We start from the raw sequence: 20512 nt of genomic DNA on the forward strand, positions 1-20512 counted from the left end.
CGTCGGTTCGGCAGTTCGCCGGGGACGATGTTTCCTGCCGCCCCCGGCGGTTCGTGTGCCCGTTTCAGACCCAGCGGAAGACCGCTGCGGCATAGACGAGGCTGAGAGCGAAGGCGCCCCAAAGCGGCGCCCCCGCGAAGAAAAGCCAGGCCAGGTGGATGAACGCCGACCCAAGAAGGCTGATGAACAGCCGGTCGCCGCGCGTGGTCTCGATCCTGAGGATGCCCAGGCGCGGCGTTTCCGGAAAGCGGATCGCCAGAATGGTGAAGGTGACCAGCAGGCTTGCGATCGACCAGAAGAAAAGCGCGACCGGCAGCGTCCAGGCCATCCAGCCCTGGGCGATCATCGGGGCGAACCAGTCGATGGCCCCCTCCTTGCGTGGCGCGAGGAGGACGAGCGCGGCAAGAGCCGTGCCCATGATGGCGGCGGCGCCGATCGTTATGGCGCCCCAGTTAGCCCGGCGCGAAGGGCCGGCGGTGTCGGTCATCACACCCTCCCCAGGGCGAAGCCCTTGGCGATGTAGTTGCGGACGAAGTAGATCACGAGAGCACCGGGCACGATGGTCAGCACGCCCGCCGCCGCCAGCACCCCCCAGTCCATGCCGGAGGCCGACACGGTGCGGGTCATCGTCGCTGCGATCGGCTTCGCGTTCACCGAGGTCAGGGTGCGCGACAGCAGCAGCTCGACCCAGGAGAACATGAAGCAGAAGAAGGCGGCGACGCCGATGCCGGAGGCGATCAGCGGCATGAAGATCTTCACGAAGAAGCGCGGGAACGAATAGCCGTCGATATAGGCGGTCTCGTCGATCTCCTTCGGGACGCCGCGCATGAAGCCTTCCAGGATCCAGACGGCCAGCGGCACGTTGAACAGGCAGTGCGCCAGCGCGACGGCGATGTGGGTGTCGAACAGGCCCACGCTGGAATAAAGCTGGAAGAACGGCAGCGCGAAGACGGCCGGCGGCGCCATGCGGTTCGTCAAGAGCCAGAAGAACAGGTGCTTGTCGCCCATGAAGCTGTAGCGGCTGAAGGCATAGGCCGCGGGCAGCGCGACGGTGATCGAGATCACCGTGTTCATGACCACGTAGATGATCGAGTTGACGTATCCCATGTACCAGCTCGGATCCGTCAGGATGACCAGGTAGTTGCGGAAGGTCAGGTCGTTGGGGATGAGCGTGAAGGACGAGGTGATCTCGGTGTTCGTCTTCAAACTCATGTTCACGAGCCAGTAGATCGGCACCAGCAGGAACAGCAGATAAAGGGTCATCACGACCGGGGACGATTTCAGACGCATCAGCGGGCCTCCTCCCGGTCGAGGTTGGTCATCACCGTGTAGAAGACCCAGCTGACCAGCAGGATCACGAGGAAGTACATGATCGAGAAGGCGGCGGCGGGCCCGAGGTCGAACTGTCCGACGGCCATCTTCACGAGGTCGATGGACAGGAAGGTGGTGGAGTTGCCGGGGCCACCGCCAGTGACGACGAAGGGTTCCGTGTAGATCATGAAGCTGTCCATGAAGCGCAACAGGATCGCGATCAGCAGCACGCCCTGCATCTTCGGCAGTTCGATATAGCGGAAGATCGCCCAGCGCGTGGCCTGGTCGATCCGGGCCGCCTGGTAATAGGCCTGCGGGATCGACTGCAGCCCGGCATAGGCCAGCAGCGCCACCAGAGAGGTCCAGTGCCACACGTCCATGACGATGACCGTGATCCAGGCATCCAGCGGGTCGTTGGTGTAGTTGTAGTCGATCCCGAAGGCCGCGAGCGTGTGCCCCAGAAGGCCGATGTCGACCCGCCCGAAGATCTGCCAGATGGTGCCGACGACGTTGAAGGGGATCAGCAGCGGCAGGGCCATCAGCACCAGAACGACGCTGCCCCAGAAACCCTTCTTCGGCATGTTGAGCGCGATGAAGATGCCCAGCGGCACCTCGATCGCGAGGATGATCGCGGAGAACAGGATCTGCCGGCCCAACGCGTCGTGCAGCCGCTCGGAGGTGACCATCTCCTCGAACCATTCGAGACCCACCCAGAAGAACTGGTTGTTCCCGAAGGTGTCGTTGACCGAGTAGTTGACCACGGTCATCAAGGGCACGATGGCCGAGAAGGCCACGATCACGAGGACCGGCAGCACGAGGAACCATGCCTTCTGGTTGACGGTCTTTTCCATCAGGCGGCACTCCCTTCCACGCGCCAGTCATCGGCGTAGACGCTGATCCGATCCTGCGCGAAACTCACATGTGTCAGGTCAGCCGAAACCGGCATCCCCTCAGGCACGACGATGCTGAGCGCCTGGCCCGCTGCCTCGGCCCGCACAAGGCGGTGCCGTCCGACATCCTCGACCCGGCGGATGGTGACGGGAATGCCCTCGCCGCGGGTCAGGACCGCGTATTCCGGGCGGATACCGATCTGCGTGCGGCCCGCGACGGAGCCGTATGAGCGGCCAAGTTCAACAGCACCGCCCGCAAGATGGGCGCGCGCGCCCTCGATCCGCGCATCGAACAGGTTCATCCCCGGAGAGCCGATGAAGTAGCCGACGAAGGTGTGCGCCGGCTTCTCGAACAGTTCTTCCGGCGTGCCCATCTGCACGACGCGGCCGTCGTACATGACCACCACCTTGTCGGCGAAGGTCAGCGCCTCGGTCTGGTCGTGGGTCACGTAGATCATCGTGTGGCCAAACTCGCGATGCAGCGACTTCAGCTGGGTCCGCAGCTCCCATTTCATGTGCGGGTCGATGACCGTCAGCGGCTCGTCGAAGAGGATCGCGTTCACATCCTCGCGCACCATGCCGCGGCCAAGGCTGATCTTCTGCTTGGCATCGGCGGTCAGCCCCTTGGCCTTGCGGTCAAGCCAGTCCTCCATGCCGATCATCCGGGCGACGTGCTGGACCCTGCCGGCCACGTAGGCCGCGTCCATCCGCCGGTTCTTCAGCGGAAACGCCAGGTTGTCGCGAACGGTCATGGTGTCGTAGACGACCGGGAACTGGAACACCTGTGCGATGTTGCGCTCTGCCGTCTCTTCTCCGGTCACGTCGCGGTCGCCGAACAGGACGCGCCCCTGCGACGGCCGCAAGAGGCCCGAGATGATGTTCAGAAGCGTGGTCTTGCCACACCCCGAAGACCCGAGAAGCGCGTAGGCGCCGCCGTCGTCCCAGACGTGGTCCATCTGCTTGAGCGCAAAGTCGGCCTCGCCCCTCGGGTGGGACAGATAGCTGTGCGCGAGGTTCTGGAGCGTGATCCGGGCCATCAGGCTGCCCCCTTCAGTTCCGCCGAGGCATAGGCGGCAGGGGCGGCAAGGCGCCCGTCGGCATGGAAGATGTAGATATGGGCGGGATCGAGCCAGACGCTGACGCGCGATCCTGGCGCGAGGTCGTGCACGCCATGCACCAGCCCAACCCAGCGGTCGGTTCCATGGCCGATGTGGACGAAGGTTTCCGATCCGGTGATCTCGGTCACGCCCAGGGCGCACTGGAACTCGACCGCCTGGCCCGAATGCCGGTTCAGCTCGAGGTGGTTGGCGCGGAAGCCCGCGACATAGCGCCCGTCGGGAAGCGCGGCAAAGGCGCCGTCGGCCGGGGCGTTGGCACGCTCGCCGAAGGTGATCCGGTGGCCATCCTTGAAGCAGGACACGAAATTCATCGGCGGATCGCTGAAAACCCGTGCGGTGACCATGTCGGTCGGCTGTCGGTAGACGGCGGGCGTGGGGCCGAACTGGGTCACCCGCCCTTCCCAGAGCGTCGCGGTATTGCCGCCCAGAAGCAGGGCTTCCTCCGGTTCGGTCGTGGCATAGACGAATATGGCCCCGCTCGCCTCGAAGATGCGCGGGATCTCGACCCGCAGTTCCTCGCGCAGCTTGTAGTCGAGGTTGGCCAGCGGTTCATCGAGGAGGACAAGCCCCGCGCCCTTGACCAGAGCACGCGCCAGCGCGCAGCGCTGCTGCTGGCCGCCCGAAAGCTCCAGCGGCTTGCGCTCCAGCATCGGCGTCAGGCGCATCAGGTCCGCCGTCTCGCGCACCCGGCGGTCGATCTCGCTGGCCGGGCGACCCTCGACCCTGAGGGGTGAGGCGATGTTCTCGTAGACCGAAAGGCCGGGGTAGTTGATGAACTGCTGATAGACCATGGCAACGCCGCGATCCTGCACGCGGACCCCGGTCACGTCGCTGCCGTCCCACAGGATGCGACCCTGCGACGGCACGTCGAGCCCCGCCATCAGCCGCATGAGCGATGTCTTGCCCGAAAGCGTGGGGCCAAGCAGCACGTTCATCGTGCCCTTCTGCAGCGTCAGGTTCGTCGGATGGATGTGAACCCTTCCGCCGACGATCCTGGAAACTGCCTGCAACTCAAGCGCCATACTCTCGTTCCTATTCCGCGGCCGGGACGGCGGCCCGGGCTCTCGTCATGTGGTTCTCCAGCGCGGCGATCTGGTCCTCGGTCATCCGTAGGCCCAGCTTTGTCCGACGCCAGACGATGTCGGCCGCGTGCCGGGCCCATTCCTTGCCCATCAGCCAGCGCGCCTCCGCCTCGGTCAGCGTGGCGCCGAAGTCACGGCCGAGGTCGGCCATGGACGCGGCGCCGCCCAGAACCGCGAAGGCCTCGGTTCCGTAGGCGCGGACCAGCCGAGCGGCGTGATAGTCCGAAAGGAACGGATACTGCACCCTCAGCCGCGCCAGCAGGTCCGCCACGCCGTCCTGAGGAAAATCGCCGCCCGGCAACGGCACGCGGGCCGTCCACCGGCCCTTCAGGCCGGGAAAGAACGGGGTGATCTTCTCCATCGCGCTTTCGGCAAGGCGGCGATAGGTGGTGATCTTGCCGCCGAAGACATTCAAGAGCGGCGGGCCATCCGCATCGACGGACAGGACATAGTCGCGCGTCGCTGCCGTGGCCGATTTCGCCCCGTCATTGTAAAGCGGCCGCACACCGGAATAGGTCCAGACCACATCTTCCGCGGTCACCGGCCGTGCGAAGTACTTCGAGGCGAAGGCCAGCAGGTAGTCCCGTTCCTCTTCCGTACAGCGCGCCTCGGACGGCTTGCCCTGATGGTCCTTGTCGGTGGTGCCGATCAGGGTAAAGTCCTGTTCGTAGGGAATGGCGAAGATGATCCGCCCATCCTCTCCCTGGAAGAAATAGCAGCGGTCGTGGTCGAACAGGCGGCGCGTCACGATGTGGCTTCCGCGGACCAGCCGGACACCCTCGGTCGACCTGATGCGGGCGACGTTGCGGATCACATCTTCGACCCAGGGGCCGCCGGCGTTCACCAGCATCTTCGCGCGGAAGGTCTGGCGGCCGCCCTCGCCCTCGGTCAGGATTTCCCAGTGGTCCCCCGTGTGGTCCCCCGTGCGCGTGGCGGAGATCACGCGCGTGCCGACCATGATCTTCGCGCCCCGCGCCTCGGCATCGCGGGCATTCAGCACGACAAGGCGCGAATCCTCGACCCAGCAGTCGGAGTATTCATAGGCGCGGCGGAAACGCGGCTGCAGCGGCTTGCCCGCGGGGTCGGTGGACAGGTCCAGGGTGCGGGTGGCGGGAAGGATCTTGCGCCCGCCCATGGTGTCGTAAAGGAAAAGGCCCAGCCGGATCATCCAGGCCGGGCGGCGCCCCTTCATCCAGGGCATGAAAAGCCCCAGAAGACGCCCCGCCGGCGTATCGCTTTCGAAGCGCATGCCCGCATGATAGGGCAGAACGAAGCGCATCGGCCAGGAGATGTGCGGCATCGCGACCAGCAGCGTCTCGCGCTCTTCCAGCGCCTCGCGCACCAAGCGGAATTCGAAGTACTCAAGATAGCGCAGGCCGCCGTGAAAGAGCTTCGTCGAGGCAGATGATGTTGCCTGCGCAAGGTCGCCCTGCTCGGCCAGAAGGACGGAAAGACCGCGCCCCGCAGCATCGCGCGCGATCCCGCATCCGTTGATGCCGCCACCGATGATGAACAGATCGGCCATCTCGGGCCGCCGCGCATCCGCCACGTCGCAATCCTCCCCCGAAGAGACTTTGCCCTTCCGGTCGCGACCATGCACCGAAGCGAAGCGGGGCGTCAATCGTAAATGTTCGCTATTGCGCGCTTTCATCAAAAGCGAGCATAGTAGAATTAATTCCGGTGCGTTTCCGGGCGTTCGAGACACGCCATGCTGCGCCGCGAAAGAAAACGAATGCTGGCGCAGCATGACCCGCCCGACCCGCGGAACCATGGGATCGGGGCGCGACGGGGGTGCTGTCCGGCCGAACGGCAGGGGAGACGGAAGCTTGGCCCTCAACATTCGCCAAAGCGAGATTCTCGAGATCGCGCGGACCGAGGGGCGCGTGATCGTGGAGGATCTGGCGCAGCGGTTCGACGTCACCCTGCAGACGATCCGGCGCGACCTGACCGAGTTGTCCGAAGCCGGGTTTCTGGATCGCGTCCATGGCGGCGCGGTCGCGCGCACGGGCGTGGTGAACATCGGCTACGAACAGCGGCGACGCATGAACGAAGGCGCCAAGGCCGCCATCGCCAAGGCCTGTGCGGCCGAGATCCCCGACAACTCCTCTCTGATCCTCAACCTCGGCACCACCACTGAGGCCGTCGCGCACGAGCTTCTGCATCACCAGAACATCACCGTCGTGACCAATAACATGAACGTGGCCAACATCCTTCTGGCCAACCCGAGTTGCGAGATCATGGTGGCGGGCGGCGCCCTGCGCCGATCTGATGGCGGACTGGTGGGCGATCTGACCACGCAGTTCTTCGAGCAGTTCAAGGTCGATTTCGCGATCGTCGGCACCTCGGCGCTGGACCACGACGGCGACATGCTCGACTTCGACCTGGTCGAGGTGCGGGTCAGCCGCGCGATCCTGCGCCAGGCCCGGCGCTCGTTCCTGGTCACCGACCACTCGAAGCTTGGCCGTTCCGCCCCCGCGCGGATCGCCTCGCTCTCCGAGATCGACACCGTCTTCACCGACCGGCCGCTGCCCGCCGATCTGGACGAACGCTGCCGGCAATGGTCAACCCGGGTCGTGATCGCCCCGCAGGCCTGAACCCGGGCACAGCAGCCCTTCGGGCCGCCCTTCCCCCTTGCCAACCGGGCCCTCCCCGGCTATAGGGCGCCTCTCGAATACCCTGCGGGGCCGGCCAAGTGGCATTGCCGAGTCGCGCATTCACGTCTGACCAGGAGATGAAAATGCCCAAGATGAAGACCAAATCCGCTGCGAAGAAGCGGTTCAAGATGACGGCCTCTGGCCGCGTCAAGGCGGGTGTCGCCGGCAAGCGTCACGGCATGATCAAGCGTTCGACGGACTTTATCCGCAAGGCGACGGGCACCATGCTCCTCTCCGACCCGGATGCGAAGATCGTCAAGAAATACATGCCCTACGACCGCTGAGGAGCCAGACACATGTCCCGCGTTAAATCCGGCGTCGTCACGCACGCCCGTCACCGCAAGGTCATCAAGAAGGCGAAGGGCTACTACGCCGCCCGTTCGCGCAACTTCCGCACCGCCACGCAGGCGGTCGACAAGGCGCAACAGTACGCCACCCGCGACCGGAAGACGCGCAAGCGCAACTTCCGCGCGCTGTGGATCCAGCGCATTAACGCCGCCGTCCGCGCCATCGACGAGACGCTGACCTATTCGCGCTTCGTCAACGCGCTCTCCAAGGCTGGGATCGAGGTCGACCGCAAGGTTCTGGCCGATCTGGCCGTGCACGAACCCGCGGCGTTTGGCGCCATCGTCGAAAAGGCGAAGGCCGCGCTCGCGTAATCTCTCATTCCGAGGGACAGTCGGAACCCCGCGAGTGCCGGAAAGGCGCCGCGGGGTTTTGTTTTGGCGGTCGCCGGCGGGCGACTTGCAATCGGGGGCTTCTGTGGTAGCACAGGGCCCGGATTTTCGAAGGGCCGAAAGATGGACGGTTTGGACGCGCTGAAGGGCAAATACCTGGACGGGATCGCCGGGGCGGGCGATGAGGCCGCGCTGGAGGAACTGCGCGTCGCGGCGCTTGGCAAGAAGGGCGAGATCAGCCTGAAGATGCGGGAGCTTGGGCAGATGGACCCGTCCGCGCGTCAGGCGGCGGGCGCCGCGCTGAACCGCCTGAAGGACGAGATCGACGCGGCATTGCGCGCCCGCAAGGCGGGGCTGGCCGATGCGGCGCTGGATGCGCGGCTCAAGGCCGAATGGCTGGACGTGACGCTGCCGGGCCGCCCGCGCCGTCAGGGCACCATCCACCCCGTCAGCCAGGTGACCGAGGAGGTCACGGCGATCTTCGCCGACATGGGCTTTGCCGTCGCCGAAGGCCCGCAGATCGAGGATGACTGGCACAACTTCGACGCGCTGAACATCCCGCCGGAACACCCCGCGCGGCAGGAACACGACACCTTCTTCATGGCGCGGGCCGAGGGCGACACCCGCCCGCCCCACGTCCTGCGCACCCACACCAGCCCCGTGCAGATCCGCGCCATGGCATCGCAAGGCGCGCCGATCCGCGTCATCGCGCCGGGCCGCGTCTACCGCATGGACATGGACCAGACCCACACGCCGATGTTCCATCAGGTCGAGGGGCTGGCCATCGACCGCGACATCTCCATGGCCAACCTGAAATGGGTGCTGGAGGAATTCTGCCGGTCCTTCTTCGAGGTGGACAGCGTCGAACTGCGCTTCCGCGCCAGCCACTTCCCCTTCACCGAACCCTCGGCCGAGGTCGATATCCGCTGTTCCTGGGAAGGCGGGCAGCTGAAGATCGGCGAGGGCGACAAGTGGATGGAGATCCTCGGTTCCGGCATGGTCCACCCCAAGGTGCTGGCGGCGGCGGGCGTGGACCCGACCGAATGGCAGGGCTTCGCGTTCGGCATGGGCATCGACCGGCTGGCGATGCTGAAATACGGGATTCCGGATTTGCGGGCGTTCTTTGAGAGCGACCTGAGGTGGCTCAGGCACTACGGCTTCGCGGCGCTGGATATGCCGACGGTGGCCGGGGGGTTGAGCAGGTGAGTGGTTACATATCCCCCTTTACCTTCAGCCAAACCAGCCCCGTACAAATCGCGAGAAGCATGACCAACCCCGCTATCTTGTCGAAGGGTGGTCCCAGTAGGAATCCGAGGCACAGCAAGCCGCTACCGATCGCCCAACTAATAAAGGCTCCTCGTAATTTCGGATCGCCGAATCTGGCGATCGCCGCGCAGACAATGAAGACAAATCCAGAATATATCGCCCACTCCATGACTTTCCCGTGCAATTCGCTTCGAACTGCGCAGCATGGTAATGGCACCGCTGGTCAAACCAAGAGAAATCCAACGCCGTAGGGCGGGCTTCAGCCCGCCATCCGATGAATTGGCGGGCTGAAGCCTGCCCTACGCAAACTGGGACGAAACGATGAAATTCACCCTCTCCTGGCTGAAAGACCACCTCGACACCACGGCCTCGGTTACCGAGATTGCCGAGGCGCTGACCGATCTGGGGCTGGAGGTGGAGGAGGTCTCCAACCCCGCCGCGCGGCTGTCGGCCTTTACGCTCGCCAAGGTGCTGCACGCCGAACAGCACCCCGATGCCGACCGGCTGCGGGTCTGCCGGGTGATGACGGACGAGGGCGAAAAGCAGATCGTCTGCGGCGCGCCGAACGCGCGGGCGGGGATCACGGTCGTCCTCTGCAAGCCGGGCGATTATGTCCCCGGCATCGACGTGACGCTGGGCGTCGGCAAGATCCGCGGCGTCGAGAGCCACGGCATGATGGCCTCCGAACGCGAACTTGAGCTTTCTGACGAGCACAACGGCATCATCGAACTGCCCTCGGGCGAGGTGGGCGAGCGTTTTGTCGACTGGCTGGCGGCAAACCGCCCCGGCGCGGTGGACCCGATGATCCACATCAAGATCACCCCCAACCGCCCCGACGCGCTGGGCGTGCGCGGCATCGCCCGTGACCTTGCGGCGCGCGGCCTCGGCACGCTGAAGCCGCTGCCGATGGAGCCGGTGAAGGGCACGTTCGACAGCCCCGTCGGCGTCGCAATCGACTCCGCGCTGAAGGACAAGGGCTGCCCGCTCTTCGCCGGCCGCACCATCCGCGGCGTAAAGAACGGCCCGTCGCCCGCCTGGCTTCAGGCGCGGCTGAAGGCCATCGGCCTGCGTCCGATCTCGGCCCTCGTCGACATCACCAACTTCTTCACCTTCGCGCTGAACCGGCCGCTTCATGTCTTCGACGTGGCCAAGGTGAAGGGCGACCTGCGCATCCACCCGGCGACGGGGGGCGAGGTACTGCTGGCGCTGGACGGCAAGACCTATACGCTCCGCGAGGGGATGATGGTGATCTCCGACGATCAGGGGCCGGAAAGCCTGGCCGGGATCATGGGCGGAGAGCATTCGGGCTGCACCGAGGAGACGACCGACGTCTTCCTCGAAAGCGCCTACTGGGACCCGATCACCATTGCGGCGACGGGGCGCGCGCTGCGCATCAACTCCGACGCGCGCTACCGGTTCGAGCGCGGCGTGGACCCCGACTTCACCCTGCCGGGGCTGGAGCTTGCCACGCGGATGGTGCTCGACCTCTGCGGGGGCGAGCCGTCGCATGTCGTGATGGACGGTGCGGTGCCCGACACGGCGCGCGCCTACCGGCTGGACCCCGCACGGGTCATCAGCCTGGTCGGCATGGATATCCCCGAGGCCACGCAGCGCGCCACGCTGGAGGCGCTTGGTTTCACGATGGCGGGCGACATGGCGACCCCGCCGACCTGGCGCCCCGACATCCTGGGCGAGGCCGACCTGGTCGAGGAGGTGGCGCGGATCGCGTCTCTGACCAAGCTGGAAGGCAAGCCGATGCGCCGTGCGCGCCCCGGCGTGCCGAAGCCGGTGCTGACGCCGATGCAGGTGCGGGAAAAGGCCGCGCGGCGGACGCTGGCGGCTCTGGGCTACAACGAATGTGTCACCTACTCCTTCATCGACGGTGCCTCAGCCGCGCTGTTCGGGGGCGGAACCGAAGCGACTCGGCTGGAAAACCCGATCTCGTCGGAAATGACGCACATGCGGCCCGACCTGTTGCCGGGCCTCTTGCAGGCCGCGGCGCGCAACCAGGCGCGGGGCTTCATGGACCTTGCGCTGTTCGAGGTGGGCCCTGCCTTCGCCGGTGGCGAACCGGGAGAGCAGGAACTGCAGGCGGCGGGACTTCTGGTCGGTGCCACGGCCCCACGCGACCCCTACGGCTCGCGCCGGGCGGTGGATCTCTACGACGCGAAGGCCGATGCGGAGGCCGTCCTGTCTGCACTTGGCGCGCCCGCCAAGGTGCAGATCAGCCGCAAGGTCGCGGGCTGGTGGCATCCAGGCCGTTCGGGCGTGATCGGGCTTGGCCCCAACGCGCTTGCAACCTTCGGCGAGGTGCATCCGAAGATCCTCAGGGCGATGGACGTGAAGGGGCCGGCGGTGGCCTTCACCCTCCATGTCGCGCGCATCCCCTTCCCCAAGGTCAGGACCGCGACCCGGCCCGCGCTGGCTGTTTCCGACCTGCAGGCGGTCGAGCGCGATTTCGCCTTCGTGGTGGACGAGGGTGTGGAGGCGCTGACGCTCGTCAACGCGGCGCAGGGCGCCGACAAGGCGCTGATCGAGGAGGTTCGCGTCTTCGACCAGTTCACCGGCGAGAGGGCAGAGGCGCAGATGGGCGCGGGCCGGAAATCGCTTGCCATCACGGTGCGGCTGCAGCCCCGCGACCGGACGCTGACCGACGAAGAGATCGAGGCGGTCAGCGCGAAGATCGTCGAGAAGGTCGCCAAGGCCACCGGCGGCACCCTGCGGGGATAACGGTGGGCGGAATCTCAGGGCGGTGACGCCCGCGCCGCGGCCAGCCGATCCAGTTCCGCCCCCAGCAGCGGCGCGGCGAAGTCGACGAAGGCCCGCACCTTCGGCGCCACGAGCCGGGAATGCGGATAGACCAGGTTCACCGGCAGTTCGGGCTGCCGGTCGTCTGCCAGCACCTCGACCAGCCTGCGGTCGCGGATCTGGTCCTGAACCATGTAGGACAGCGCCGGGGCGATCCCATGGCCCTGCTGGGCAGCCTCGATCGCGGTCAGGGCGTCGTTGACCTCGAACGCGGGGGCGAGCGGGAAGCTGACCTGGCGGGCGCCATCGTGGTAGCGCCATTCCCGCAGCGGCATCAGCCCGGTAAACCCGATGAACCGGTGTTCCTTCAACTCGATGGGCACATCGGGGCAGCCGTTCTGTTCCAGGTATCCAGGGCTGGCGACCAGCAGGCGGCGCACTGCGCCAACGCGCCGGGCGATCAACCCCGAGTCGGGAAGCGGGCCGATGCGAACGGCGAGGTCGATCCCTTCCTCGACCAGGTTCGCCACGCGATCAAGAAGCAGCATCGACGCGGTCACGCGCGGGTTCCGTCCAAGGAAACGCCAGACCACGGGCGCAAGAACGGATCGGCCGAATGACACCGAGGCGGTCAGCGTCAGGTGCCCATGCGGCACCGTCGCCTCTCCGGCCGCCTCGCGCTGGGCCGTTTCCAGATCAGCCAGGATGCGGCGCGCGCTGGCCAGAAAACGTTCGCCCGCCTCCGTCGTCGTCAGGCTGCGGGTGGTCCGGTTGAACAGCCGTGCCCCCAGACGGTCCTCAAGCGATGCGACGGCGCGTGTCACTGCGGGCGGAGACAGGCGCAACCGCGAAGCCGCGCGGGAAAGGCTTCCCGCGTCCGCCACCGCGACCAGAACCTCAAGCTCGTGCAGGCGGTCCATATAATTCCACCATTCGGAATAATGTATTGCCAATATCATCTATTCTTCCACAATCAACAATACCTCATCTTGCGTGGCAGCGGCGCCCGACAACGCCCGATTCCGATCACGCAAGGAGAACCCACATGGCCCGTGTAGCCGTCATCGACCCGAATACCGCCAGCGGAGACGCCAAGGCGCTGCTGGACGCCGTTCAGTCCGCTCTGGGGATGGTCCCCAACTTCATCCGCGTTCTGGCGAACTCTCCCGCGGCGCTGCAGGCGTTCCTCGGGCTGCACGGCATCGCCGGTGCGGGCGCGCTCGACCCCAAGACGCGCGAGCGCATCGCGCTGTCGGTGGCCGAGCAGAACGCCTGCCAGTACTGCGTCTCTGCCCATACCGCGATCGGCCGCAAGACCGGTCTCGACAACGAAGAGATGCTGGCGAACCGCGCCGGCCGTTCCTCCGACGCCAAGGCCGCGGCCGCGCTGACCTTCGCGCGCGCGCTGGTTGAACATACCGGCCAGGTCACCGGGGCCGAAATGGATGCGGTGCGCGCCGCAGGCCATTCGGACGGCGAGATCATCGAGATCATCACCCATGTGGCGATGAACATCTTCACCAACATCCTGGGCAGGGCCACGCAGGTCGAGATCGACTTTCCCAAGATCGAACTGAACCGCACCGCCTGAGTTCGTCCCCGGCCGCAGGGCCGGGGCAAACCATTTCATGAAAGGGACGCCGATGCTCCGTCTTACCCGCCGCGGCTTTGCCGCCTCTCTTGCCGCCCTGCCGCTTGCAGCGGCTGCGCCGACCGCGCTTCAGGCGCGCTCGACCGGCCCGCTGCCCCGGCTGCCCGTCGTCGCCCGCTACCAGATCGGCCGGTTCGAAGTGACGGTCATCTCGGACGGCTACATCGACTTCCCCTTCGACTTCTTCACCGGGGCCACACCGGACCAGGCCCGCGCAGCGGCCGGCGCCGTTCATGCGGCGGGCGTGGACGGGGTCCGCGGCAGCTTCTCGACCTATCTCATCAATGACGGGGAGCGTTACATCCTTGTCGACAGCGGGCCGGCCGGCACGGTCAGCGCGACCTCGGGCTACCTGCCCGAAACGCTCGCCTTCCTCGGTGTCGCACCCACCGACATAGACGCCGTGATCCTGACCCACGCCCATATCGACCACATCGGCGGCATGATCGCGGGAGGCCGGAACAACTACCCCGAAGCAGAGGTCTTCATCGACCGGCGCGACCTCGCGGCCTTCACCGATCCCTCGATCGAGGCGCGGGCGCCGGAGATCACGAAGTCGAGCTTTGCGGCGACGCAGGAACTGGCACGCCTTTATCCGCGGCTTCAGCCGATCGACGGCGATCGCGAAATCTCGCGCGGGGTTTCCGTCTTCGACCTTTCCGGGCACACCCCCGGCCAGATCGGCGTCAGGATCGAGGATGAGGGGCAGTCTCTCAATCTTGTGTCCGACATGCTGTTCCATCCGGCTGCCCACCCGGCTATTCCGGGCTTCGGCATCATCTTCGAGATGGACAAGGACGCCGCCGATGCCGCGCGCGCCCGCTTCTTCCCAAAGGCCGCCGACGAGGGACTGCTCTTGGCCGCGACGCACATGCCGTTCCCCGGCGTCGGCCGGATCGTCAGTGATGCGGGCGCGCTGAAATGGCTTCCCGCCGACTGGTCCTACGTCGGCTGAACCCGCTACACCTTTGCAACGTCTAGAGGAGACCTGAACCATGTCCCAAGCCACCCTGCCCGAAGGTGCGCGTCCGCCCCTGCCGCCCTTCACCCTCGAAACGGCCATCACCAAGGTGCGCATGGCCGAGGATGCCTGGAACTCGCGCGATCCGCAGCGCGTGTCCCTGGCCTATACCGAAGACAGCCAGTGGCGGAACCGGGCCGAGTTCCTGACCGGCCGCGCCGAGATCGTCGCCTTCCTGACCCGCAAATGGGCGCGCGAGATCGAGTACCGGCTGGTCAAGGAGATCTGGGCTTTCACCGACAATCGGATCGCCGTGCGCTTTGCCTACGAATGGCGCGACGATGCGGGCAACTGGTATCGCAGCCATGGCAACGAAAACTGGGAATTCGACGAGCGCGGACTGATGCGGCGGCGACTGGCAAGCATCAACGACCAGCCGATCAAGGAATCCGACCGCCGCTTCCTCTGGGCGTCCGGCCCCCGTCCCGCCGACCATCCCGGTCTGTCCGACCTGGGCCTTTGACGGGCGCGCCCACCCGAAAAGGAGAATGAGATGCCACACGGATTTGCCGAGATCGCCTTCACGCCTACCGTGAAGCGGATTCAGGAAGACATGGGAAGCCGGGCCGCCTATGCCCGCATGGAAGACGTGCCGGTCCCGGTGAACGTGCGGCTCGAAGACGCCGAGGCGGACTTCATCCAGGCCCGCGACTCTATGTACATGGCGACGGTGGGTGAAACCGGCTGGCCCTACATCCAGCACCGTGGCGGGCCGAGGGGATTCATCCGGGTACTCGATGAAGCGACGCTCGGCTTTGCCGATTTCCGCGGCAATCGCCAGTATGTCAGCGTCGGCAACCTTCAGACGAACGACCGGGTGTCGATCTTCTTCATGGACTATCCGAACCGCCGGCGGCTGAAACTGTTCGGTCGCGCGCGGGTCATCGGATCGGAACAGGCGGAAATCCTGGCCCGGCTCGAGGTGCCCGACTACCGCGCGCGGGTCGAACGCGGCATCCTGATCTCGGTCTCGGGCTTCGACTGGAACTGCCCGCAGCACATCACCGAGCGCTTCTCGGCCGCGGACGCGGCTGTCTAGACCGAACTGTCAGGGGCGGCCGCGAAACCCACCGGGCCGCCCCTGACATCACTTTCCAGCGAGCGGCGTAACATCCGGCACGCTCAACTGTCATCTTTCCCGGGCGCGCCTGAAGCCCGACCATGCGGAGAGTGACATGACCCGGACAGAGACCCGCCGAGGAACCCCGCGCAAGGGCTTCGGCCTGCTGTTCACCCGCCGCGCCGCCATGGCGCTTGGCCTGATGGCCGTCGCCGGTTCCGCGCTGGGTCAGGAGGCGGCGTTCCGCGCGGCCTGGCCGGAGACCGACTTTTCGCGCACCGCGATCGACCTTGGAGACGTGATGGCCGGCGGCCCCCCGAAAGACGGGATCCCCGCCATCTCGGACCCGCGCTTCATCGCCGCCGCGCAGGAAACGCGATTGGCCGACCGCGAGCCCGTCATGACCGTGCGCCCGGAAAACGGCCCCGCGCGGGCCTATCCCATCCGCTACCTGATGTGGCACGAGATCGTGAATGACGTGGTCGACGGGCAGCCGGTCGCCGTCACCTTCTGCCCGCTGTGCAATACCGGCATGGTCTTCGACCGGCGGGTGGGCAGCACAACGCTCAGCTTCGGTGTGTCGGGACTGCTGCGAAACTCCGACATGATCATGTATGACCGCGAAACCGAAAGCTGGTGGCAGCAGGCGCTGGGCGAAGGCATCGTCGGGCGCCACACCGGCAGCAAGCTGACCCAGTTGCCCGCGCGGATGGAAAGCTGGTCGGTGTTCCGGTCGGCCGATCCCGACGGGCTGGTGATGGATGAACCGGACTGGTCGCGCGCCTACGGCAGCAACCCCTATGTCGGGTACGACACGTCCCGCCCGTTCCTTTACGACGGGGAAAACCCGCCGCACGGCATCAATCCGCTGGAACGGGTGATCCGGGTCGGCAACCGTGCCTGGCCGATGACGCGCCTGATCGAGGAACGCCGGATCGAAGAGGCCGGCGTGGTCCTGACCTGGGAAGAGGGTCAAGCCTCTGCGCTGGACGGCCCCGTTATCGGCACGGGGCGAGAGGTTGGAAACGTCAACGTGCTTGACAGGGAAGGCCGCGATGTCATCCACGACATTCCCTTTGCCTTCGCGTTCCACGCCTTCCATCCGCGCGGCGAATGGATGATCGCGAAGTGAAGGCGGCCGGCTGGAAGGAAGCCGTCCTGACGAGCTTCAGCCGATGCGCCTTTGCGGCAACGCTCCTGCCCTGGTTCGCCATCTCGGCGCTGTCGCGGTTTCCGGGGCATGACCTGTCTATGGGCCCGGCCGTGGACGGCTGGTTCGTCACGATCGGGGCGGTTTATGCCTATCTGCCCGATACAGTTGCGACGGGACAAGCGGCGCCGGGCACGGCCGGAATGGTGTATGTCGCGGGAATGAGCCTGGCCGAACTGGTCCTGCCTGTTCTGATCGTGGCGGGACTTGCCGCGCGATGGGCGGCCGTCGGCCTTGTCCTGCACCAGGCAATCGCCATGGCGATGGCGTCCTCGTCAGGTTGGGCTGGCGCGCTGTTCGACGCCAGCCCGTTCGACATGTTGCCAGACCAGTTGCTGCTGTGGTGCGCGCTTCTGGCCCCGGTGATGATCCATGGCGCCGGGCCCCTGTCGCTGGACGCGGGCCTTCGGCGCCTGTTTCAGGCCAGGGCGTAGGGCGCGAACACGGCATCCACCGGCGTGGCCGCCAGATGGTTCACGGTGTTGGAAATCGACTTGCAGGCGATCGCAAGGACCACGCCCAGCACCTGGCTCTCTCCATATCCGGCGGCGAGGAAGGCATCGACCGCCGCACGGCCGGGATTGCCGCGCGACACCAGCATCGCCTCGGTGAACACCGCCACCGCGCGCAGTTTCGGGTCCGGCAGGTCGCCGCCCGCGCGCAAGGCCGCAAGGCTGTCGGCGGGCACGCCCGACTTGCGGTCGGCGATCATCGAATGCGCCGCAAGGCAGTAGCTGCACCCGTTCACCCGGCTGATGGTCAGGAAGACGGTTTCCTGTTCCGCCGGCGTGAAGCCCGATGCCTGGCGGAAGCCGTCGTAGCTGCCCAGATAGGTGGCCAGAAGCGGCGCCAGATTGGCCATGTAGCCGTACATGTTCGGCACGAAGCCAAGGCGCGCCTTGGCGCCGGCCAGAAGAGCCTGTGCTTCGCCGTCCGAGCCATCGATCTGGACGGGCGACATGTCGAGGAGTGGTGTCCTGGTCATGAGATTTCCAATGGTTTGAGACAGGACACCGCATATCGCGCCCGCGGGTGTATCGAAACTCACATCCCCGGCGCGCGGTTCAAATTGAGGTGAGGGCGCCGCGCGCTCAGACCTGGCCCGGGCTTTTCGAGATCGTCTTCCACAGATGGGTGTAGCGATACCTGCGGCGCATCTCGTCGGTCATGTCCATGACGCGGACGTGCCGCTTGATGCCCGCCCCTTCCAGGATGCGGTTCATGAAGTTGTAAAGTGCTGTGACCGAAATGACATCGAAGAAGCCCTCTTCGCTGAACCCGGCGTCATAGACGGCCTGGGCATCCGCCATGCCCGTTCCGGCCGGGTCGACGGTCAGTCGCCGGACGAAGGCCAGCACCGGGCGCATCCGTTCCGGGATGCCGGGATGATCGAGGTCGATCCGGACGTCTCCGAACACCTCGGCGGGAATGCCCCAGGCCTTCGCATGGTCCAGATGGGCGGAAAAGCAATAGTGGCAATCGTTCAGGGAAGACACGTAGGCCGCGATCAGTTCGCGCTCTCCCACGCTCAGCTCGCTGTCATTGCGCAGGATGGCGTCGTGGTATTCCAGCAGCGGAAGGATGCCCCGGTCGGGAAACTTGCGGAACAACGCGAGCAATTCGAGATTCGGGATCGACGGAAAATGTGACACGCGGGCGGCCTCGCTCTGGGAAAAGGGTCTTTCCGGGGTCAAGGACTAGCCCGGAAAGGTCCATCCGAAGCAACACATTTATTTTACCGCCTGTCACAGCCGCCGATTTGTTTCAGGAAAAGCCGGCGCAGGGCCGAGCGTTTCCTGTAACGGGCGCTGGTTCCGGCTGAATTCCCCGCCCGATCACGGGAACGTGACAAACCATTACTGTTACAGGGTTTTTTCAAAAAATCGGCGTGAGCGGACGTGAGGGAAGGGTGATTTCACATTGCGGCAGGGCACCCCCAGATTGGTCTCATCGGAAGGCAGGAACGCCTCCCACCACACAACCGAAACACACGTCTGAACCTGAAAGGACCACATCATGAAAACGCTCTTCACCGCCCTCGCCCTCATCGCTTCCGTCACCTCCGCCAGCGCCATGGCCGCGGACGGTCTCTCGGCCACCGACGCCTTTGCCGTCCGCTCGATCGTCCCGAACGCCGATCTCTCGGGCCTCACCTCGGCCCAGGCCAGCGCCATCAAGGGCGTGCTGCACGGCGACGACCGCGAAGTCGGCGGCCAGATCCGCGCCATCCTGCTGTGGAACTGATCGCCAGTTCCCGCTGAACCAACCAATGCTTCCTGAAAGGACCACATCATGAAAACGCTCTTCACCGCCCTCGCCCTCGTTGCTTCCGTCACCTCCGCCAGCGCCATGGCCGCGGACGGTCTCTCGGCCACCGACGCCTTCGCCGTCCGCTCGATCGTCCCGAACGCCGATCTCTCGGGCCTCACCTCGGCCCAGGCCAGCGCCATCAAGGGCGCGCTGCACGGCGACGACCGCGAAGTCGGCGGCCAGATCCGCGCCATCCTGCTGTGGAACTGATCGCCAGTTCCCGCTGAACCAACCTATGCTTCCTGAAAGGACCACATCATGAAAACGATCTTCACCGCCCTCGCCCTCGTTGCTTCCGTCACCTCCGCCAGCGCCATGGCCGCGGACGGTCTCTCGGCCACCGACGCCTTCGCCGTCCGCTCGATCGTCCCGAACGCCGATCTCTCGGGCCTCACCTCGGCCCAGGCCAGCGCCATCAAGGGCGCGCTGCACGGCGACGACCGCGAAGTCGGCGGCCAGATCCGCGCCATTCTGCTGTGGAACTGATGGACGAAATCTCAGGATGCCCCGGCTCCCAAGGGGCATCCTGATACTCCGGAACAAGGCGGGCCACGCGGCCCGCCTTTTCGTTTTGAGGTGGACGCGGGACGTGACAGTCCGGCACCCCGGCAAAGAGGCCCGGCGTGGCCCTAGGAGGCGCTGGTGTCGTCCACCGGACCCGCCGGTTCGGACGCCTCGGCCTCGATCCGGTCACCCCATTCCAGTACATGCGGGTCAAAGCCATCGGCCAGATGCGGCTTGACCACCTCGAAATAGGGGGACAGGTCGAAATCGCGCGGCGCGAACAGCGAATGATGGCGGATGTGAAGTATCTCCTTCCGGGCGAAGGCGGAACCATGGCGGGCCTTCACGGTGGTGACATCCGGCAGGATCGGATAGCGCACGGCCTGGAAGGCACGCGCGATCAGTGACGAGCAGATCGCGCGGGTCGGATCGCCCGACCCGAAGGCCAGCATGCGACGCCGCCAGCGGACCGGAACCGGCGGGTTCGGCAGGAAGTAGCGCAGAAGATCGAAGATGTTCTTCATGTCGTACTGAAGACCTATCCGGTCGATCATGAACCCCGTGACCGCCTGAAGCTCCCCCTCGGTCAGACCCACGGGCCGGCAGATGCGCGTATTGTGCCGCGCGTATTTCGTGAGTGGCGCGGAAATGCAGCCCTCGCCAAGATTGACCTCGACCAGCCGGTGCGGCTCATCCCCCTGCGCGGGGGGCGCCAGCCGGTCGCCGACATACATCGCCGCATGCGACCAGGTTGACTGGGTGAGATACTTGATCGCGTTCGACACGCGCTCGCGCCCCTCGACCAGGATCACGTCGCCGGGGCGCAGCACGCGGCAAAGCGTATCGAAATCCGACGGCGTGAAGGGAACGTAGCCGGCGCTGGGGCTGTTGAGCTTTCTGGCCAGCCGCGTGCCGAGACGTCGCAGGAAGCTGTCGAGGGTCTTGTCGAGCGCACGCGCCATGGGGGTACTCCGATCCGGGTCCGCAAAGGGGACTGACCCGGGTGCAGT

At 65.9% G+C, this 20512-nt stretch carries 24 protein-coding genes; 14 read left to right on the top strand and 10 right to left on the bottom strand.

The window, feature by feature from the left end:
* Nucleotides 1–64: 64 nt before the first annotated feature.
* From N5I32_RS16445 to glpD, 6 genes are read right to left on the bottom strand one after another with little or no spacing between them, the layout of a single operon-like run.
* Entirely contained in the window at nt 65–487 is a 423-nt protein-coding gene (locus N5I32_RS16445; RefSeq protein ID WP_261497000.1) for a DUF2160 domain-containing protein, read from the bottom strand.
* On the bottom strand, nt 487–1290 hold the full coding sequence (locus tag N5I32_RS16450) for a carbohydrate ABC transporter permease (protein ID WP_261497001.1): 804 nt from the start codon (nt 1288–1290) through the stop codon (nt 487–489). Before N5I32_RS16450 ends, N5I32_RS16445 begins: the two co-directional genes overlap by 1 nt.
* The gene (locus N5I32_RS16455; protein ID WP_261497002.1) at nt 1290–2162 is read right to left on the bottom strand and encodes a carbohydrate ABC transporter permease; all 873 of its coding nucleotides are present in this window, start codon (nt 2160–2162) and stop codon (nt 1290–1292) included. Before N5I32_RS16455 ends, N5I32_RS16450 begins: the two co-directional genes overlap by 1 nt.
* The gene (locus N5I32_RS16460; protein ID WP_261497003.1) at nt 2162–3238 is read right to left on the bottom strand and encodes an ABC transporter ATP-binding protein; all 1077 of its coding nucleotides are present in this window, start codon (nt 3236–3238) and stop codon (nt 2162–2164) included. Before N5I32_RS16460 ends, N5I32_RS16455 begins: the two co-directional genes overlap by 1 nt.
* On the bottom strand, nt 3238–4341 hold the full coding sequence (locus tag N5I32_RS16465; protein WP_261497004.1) for an ABC transporter ATP-binding protein: 1104 nt from the start codon (nt 4339–4341) through the stop codon (nt 3238–3240). The genes N5I32_RS16460 and N5I32_RS16465 overlap by 1 nt, the downstream gene beginning before the upstream one ends.
* 10 nt (nt 4342–4351) lie before the next feature.
* On the bottom strand, nt 4352–5926 hold the full coding sequence (gene glpD, locus N5I32_RS16470; protein WP_261497319.1) for a glycerol-3-phosphate dehydrogenase: 1575 nt from the start codon (nt 5924–5926) through the stop codon (nt 4352–4354).
* 301 nt (nt 5927–6227) lie between these two features.
* On the opposite strand from glpD, the gene N5I32_RS16475 reads away from it, so the two are divergent.
* The 5 genes from N5I32_RS16475 (at nt 6228) to pheT (ending at nt 11728) form a co-directional block, all read left to right on the top strand.
* The gene (locus N5I32_RS16475; protein WP_261497005.1) at nt 6228–6995 is read left to right on the top strand and encodes a DeoR/GlpR family DNA-binding transcription regulator; all 768 of its coding nucleotides are present in this window, start codon (nt 6228–6230) and stop codon (nt 6993–6995) included.
* 143 nt (nt 6996–7138) lie between these two features.
* On the top strand, nt 7139–7339 hold the full coding sequence (rpmI, locus tag N5I32_RS16480; protein WP_261497006.1) for a 50S ribosomal protein L35: 201 nt from the start codon (nt 7139–7141) through the stop codon (nt 7337–7339).
* Nucleotides 7340–7351: 12 nt separating this feature from the next.
* The gene (rplT, locus tag N5I32_RS16485; RefSeq protein ID WP_261497007.1) at nt 7352–7714 is read left to right on the top strand and encodes a 50S ribosomal protein L20; all 363 of its coding nucleotides are present in this window, start codon (nt 7352–7354) and stop codon (nt 7712–7714) included.
* Nucleotides 7715–7855: 141 nt separating this feature from the next.
* Nucleotides 7856–8938, top strand: a complete 1083-nt coding sequence (pheS, locus tag N5I32_RS16490; RefSeq protein WP_261497008.1) for a phenylalanine--tRNA ligase subunit alpha — start codon at nt 7856–7858, stop codon at nt 8936–8938.
* A 381-nt stretch (nt 8939–9319) separates the two neighbouring features.
* Complete coding sequence (gene pheT, locus N5I32_RS16495) at nt 9320–11728, top strand: phenylalanine--tRNA ligase subunit beta (protein ID WP_261497009.1); 2409 nt, start codon at nt 9320–9322, stop codon at nt 11726–11728.
* A 14-nt stretch (nt 11729–11742) separates the two neighbouring features.
* Here the strand turns inward: pheT and N5I32_RS16500 are convergent, their stop codons facing one another.
* On the bottom strand, nt 11743–12666 hold the full coding sequence (locus N5I32_RS16500; RefSeq protein ID WP_261497010.1) for a LysR family transcriptional regulator: 924 nt from the start codon (nt 12664–12666) through the stop codon (nt 11743–11745).
* 125 nt (nt 12667–12791) lie between these two features.
* On the opposite strand from N5I32_RS16500, the gene N5I32_RS16505 reads away from it, so the two are divergent.
* The 6 genes from N5I32_RS16505 (at nt 12792) to N5I32_RS16530 (ending at nt 17122) form a co-directional block, all read left to right on the top strand.
* Nucleotides 12792–13337, top strand: coding sequence for a carboxymuconolactone decarboxylase family protein (locus tag N5I32_RS16505; protein WP_261497011.1), 546 nt, complete (start codon nt 12792–12794; stop codon nt 13335–13337).
* 52 nt (nt 13338–13389) lie between these two features.
* Complete coding sequence (locus tag N5I32_RS16510) at nt 13390–14352, top strand: MBL fold metallo-hydrolase (protein WP_261497012.1); 963 nt, start codon at nt 13390–13392, stop codon at nt 14350–14352.
* 40 nt (nt 14353–14392) lie between these two features.
* On the top strand, nt 14393–14881 hold the full coding sequence (locus tag N5I32_RS16515; RefSeq protein ID WP_261497013.1) for a nuclear transport factor 2 family protein: 489 nt from the start codon (nt 14393–14395) through the stop codon (nt 14879–14881).
* A 30-nt stretch (nt 14882–14911) separates the two neighbouring features.
* Nucleotides 14912–15457, top strand: coding sequence for a pyridoxamine 5'-phosphate oxidase family protein (locus N5I32_RS16520; RefSeq protein WP_261497014.1), 546 nt, complete (start codon nt 14912–14914; stop codon nt 15455–15457).
* Nucleotides 15458–15680: 223 nt separating this feature from the next.
* The gene (locus tag N5I32_RS16525; protein WP_261497320.1) at nt 15681–16610 is read left to right on the top strand and encodes a DUF3179 domain-containing protein; all 930 of its coding nucleotides are present in this window, start codon (nt 15681–15683) and stop codon (nt 16608–16610) included.
* Nucleotides 16592–17122, top strand: coding sequence for a DoxX family protein (locus tag N5I32_RS16530; RefSeq protein WP_261497015.1), 531 nt, complete (start codon nt 16592–16594; stop codon nt 17120–17122). Before N5I32_RS16525 ends, N5I32_RS16530 begins: the two co-directional genes overlap by 19 nt.
* On the opposite strand, the gene N5I32_RS16535 is transcribed toward N5I32_RS16530, so the two are convergent.
* Both N5I32_RS16535 and N5I32_RS16540 read right to left on the bottom strand, forming a co-directional pair.
* Entirely contained in the window at nt 17107–17673 is a 567-nt protein-coding gene (locus N5I32_RS16535; protein ID WP_261497016.1) for a carboxymuconolactone decarboxylase family protein, read from the bottom strand. The two genes, N5I32_RS16530 and N5I32_RS16535, sit on opposite strands and share 16 nt — an antisense overlap.
* A gap of 106 nt (nt 17674–17779) precedes the next feature.
* Complete coding sequence (locus N5I32_RS16540) at nt 17780–18340, bottom strand: carboxymuconolactone decarboxylase family protein (RefSeq protein WP_261497017.1); 561 nt, start codon at nt 18338–18340, stop codon at nt 17780–17782.
* Between the two features lie 364 nt (nt 18341–18704).
* Between N5I32_RS16540 and N5I32_RS16545 the strand changes: the two genes are divergently transcribed.
* The 3 genes from N5I32_RS16545 to N5I32_RS16555 are packed head-to-tail and all read left to right on the top strand — an operon-like array spanning nt 18705 to nt 19484.
* Nucleotides 18705–18932 carry a hypothetical protein gene (locus N5I32_RS16545; protein ID WP_261497018.1) on the top strand — a complete coding sequence of 76 codons (228 nt, stop codon included), beginning with the start codon at nt 18705–18707 and terminating at the stop codon, nt 18930–18932.
* A gap of 48 nt (nt 18933–18980) precedes the next feature.
* On the top strand, nt 18981–19208 hold the full coding sequence (locus N5I32_RS16550) for a hypothetical protein (protein ID WP_261497019.1): 228 nt from the start codon (nt 18981–18983) through the stop codon (nt 19206–19208).
* A gap of 48 nt (nt 19209–19256) precedes the next feature.
* Nucleotides 19257–19484: a hypothetical protein gene (locus N5I32_RS16555; RefSeq protein WP_261497020.1), complete on the top strand. Its 228-nt coding sequence runs from the start codon at nt 19257–19259 to the stop codon at nt 19482–19484.
* A gap of 143 nt (nt 19485–19627) precedes the next feature.
* Here N5I32_RS16555 and N5I32_RS16560 read toward each other — a convergent pair whose 3' ends face one another.
* The gene (locus N5I32_RS16560) at nt 19628–20464 is read right to left on the bottom strand and encodes a YiiX/YebB-like N1pC/P60 family cysteine hydrolase (protein ID WP_261497021.1); all 837 of its coding nucleotides are present in this window, start codon (nt 20462–20464) and stop codon (nt 19628–19630) included.
* Nucleotides 20465–20512: the final 48 nt, after the last annotated feature.

Source organism: Albidovulum sediminis, from assembly GCF_025380365.1.
Taxonomy (GTDB): Bacteria; Pseudomonadota; Alphaproteobacteria; order Rhodobacterales; family Rhodobacteraceae; genus Albidovulum; species Albidovulum sediminis.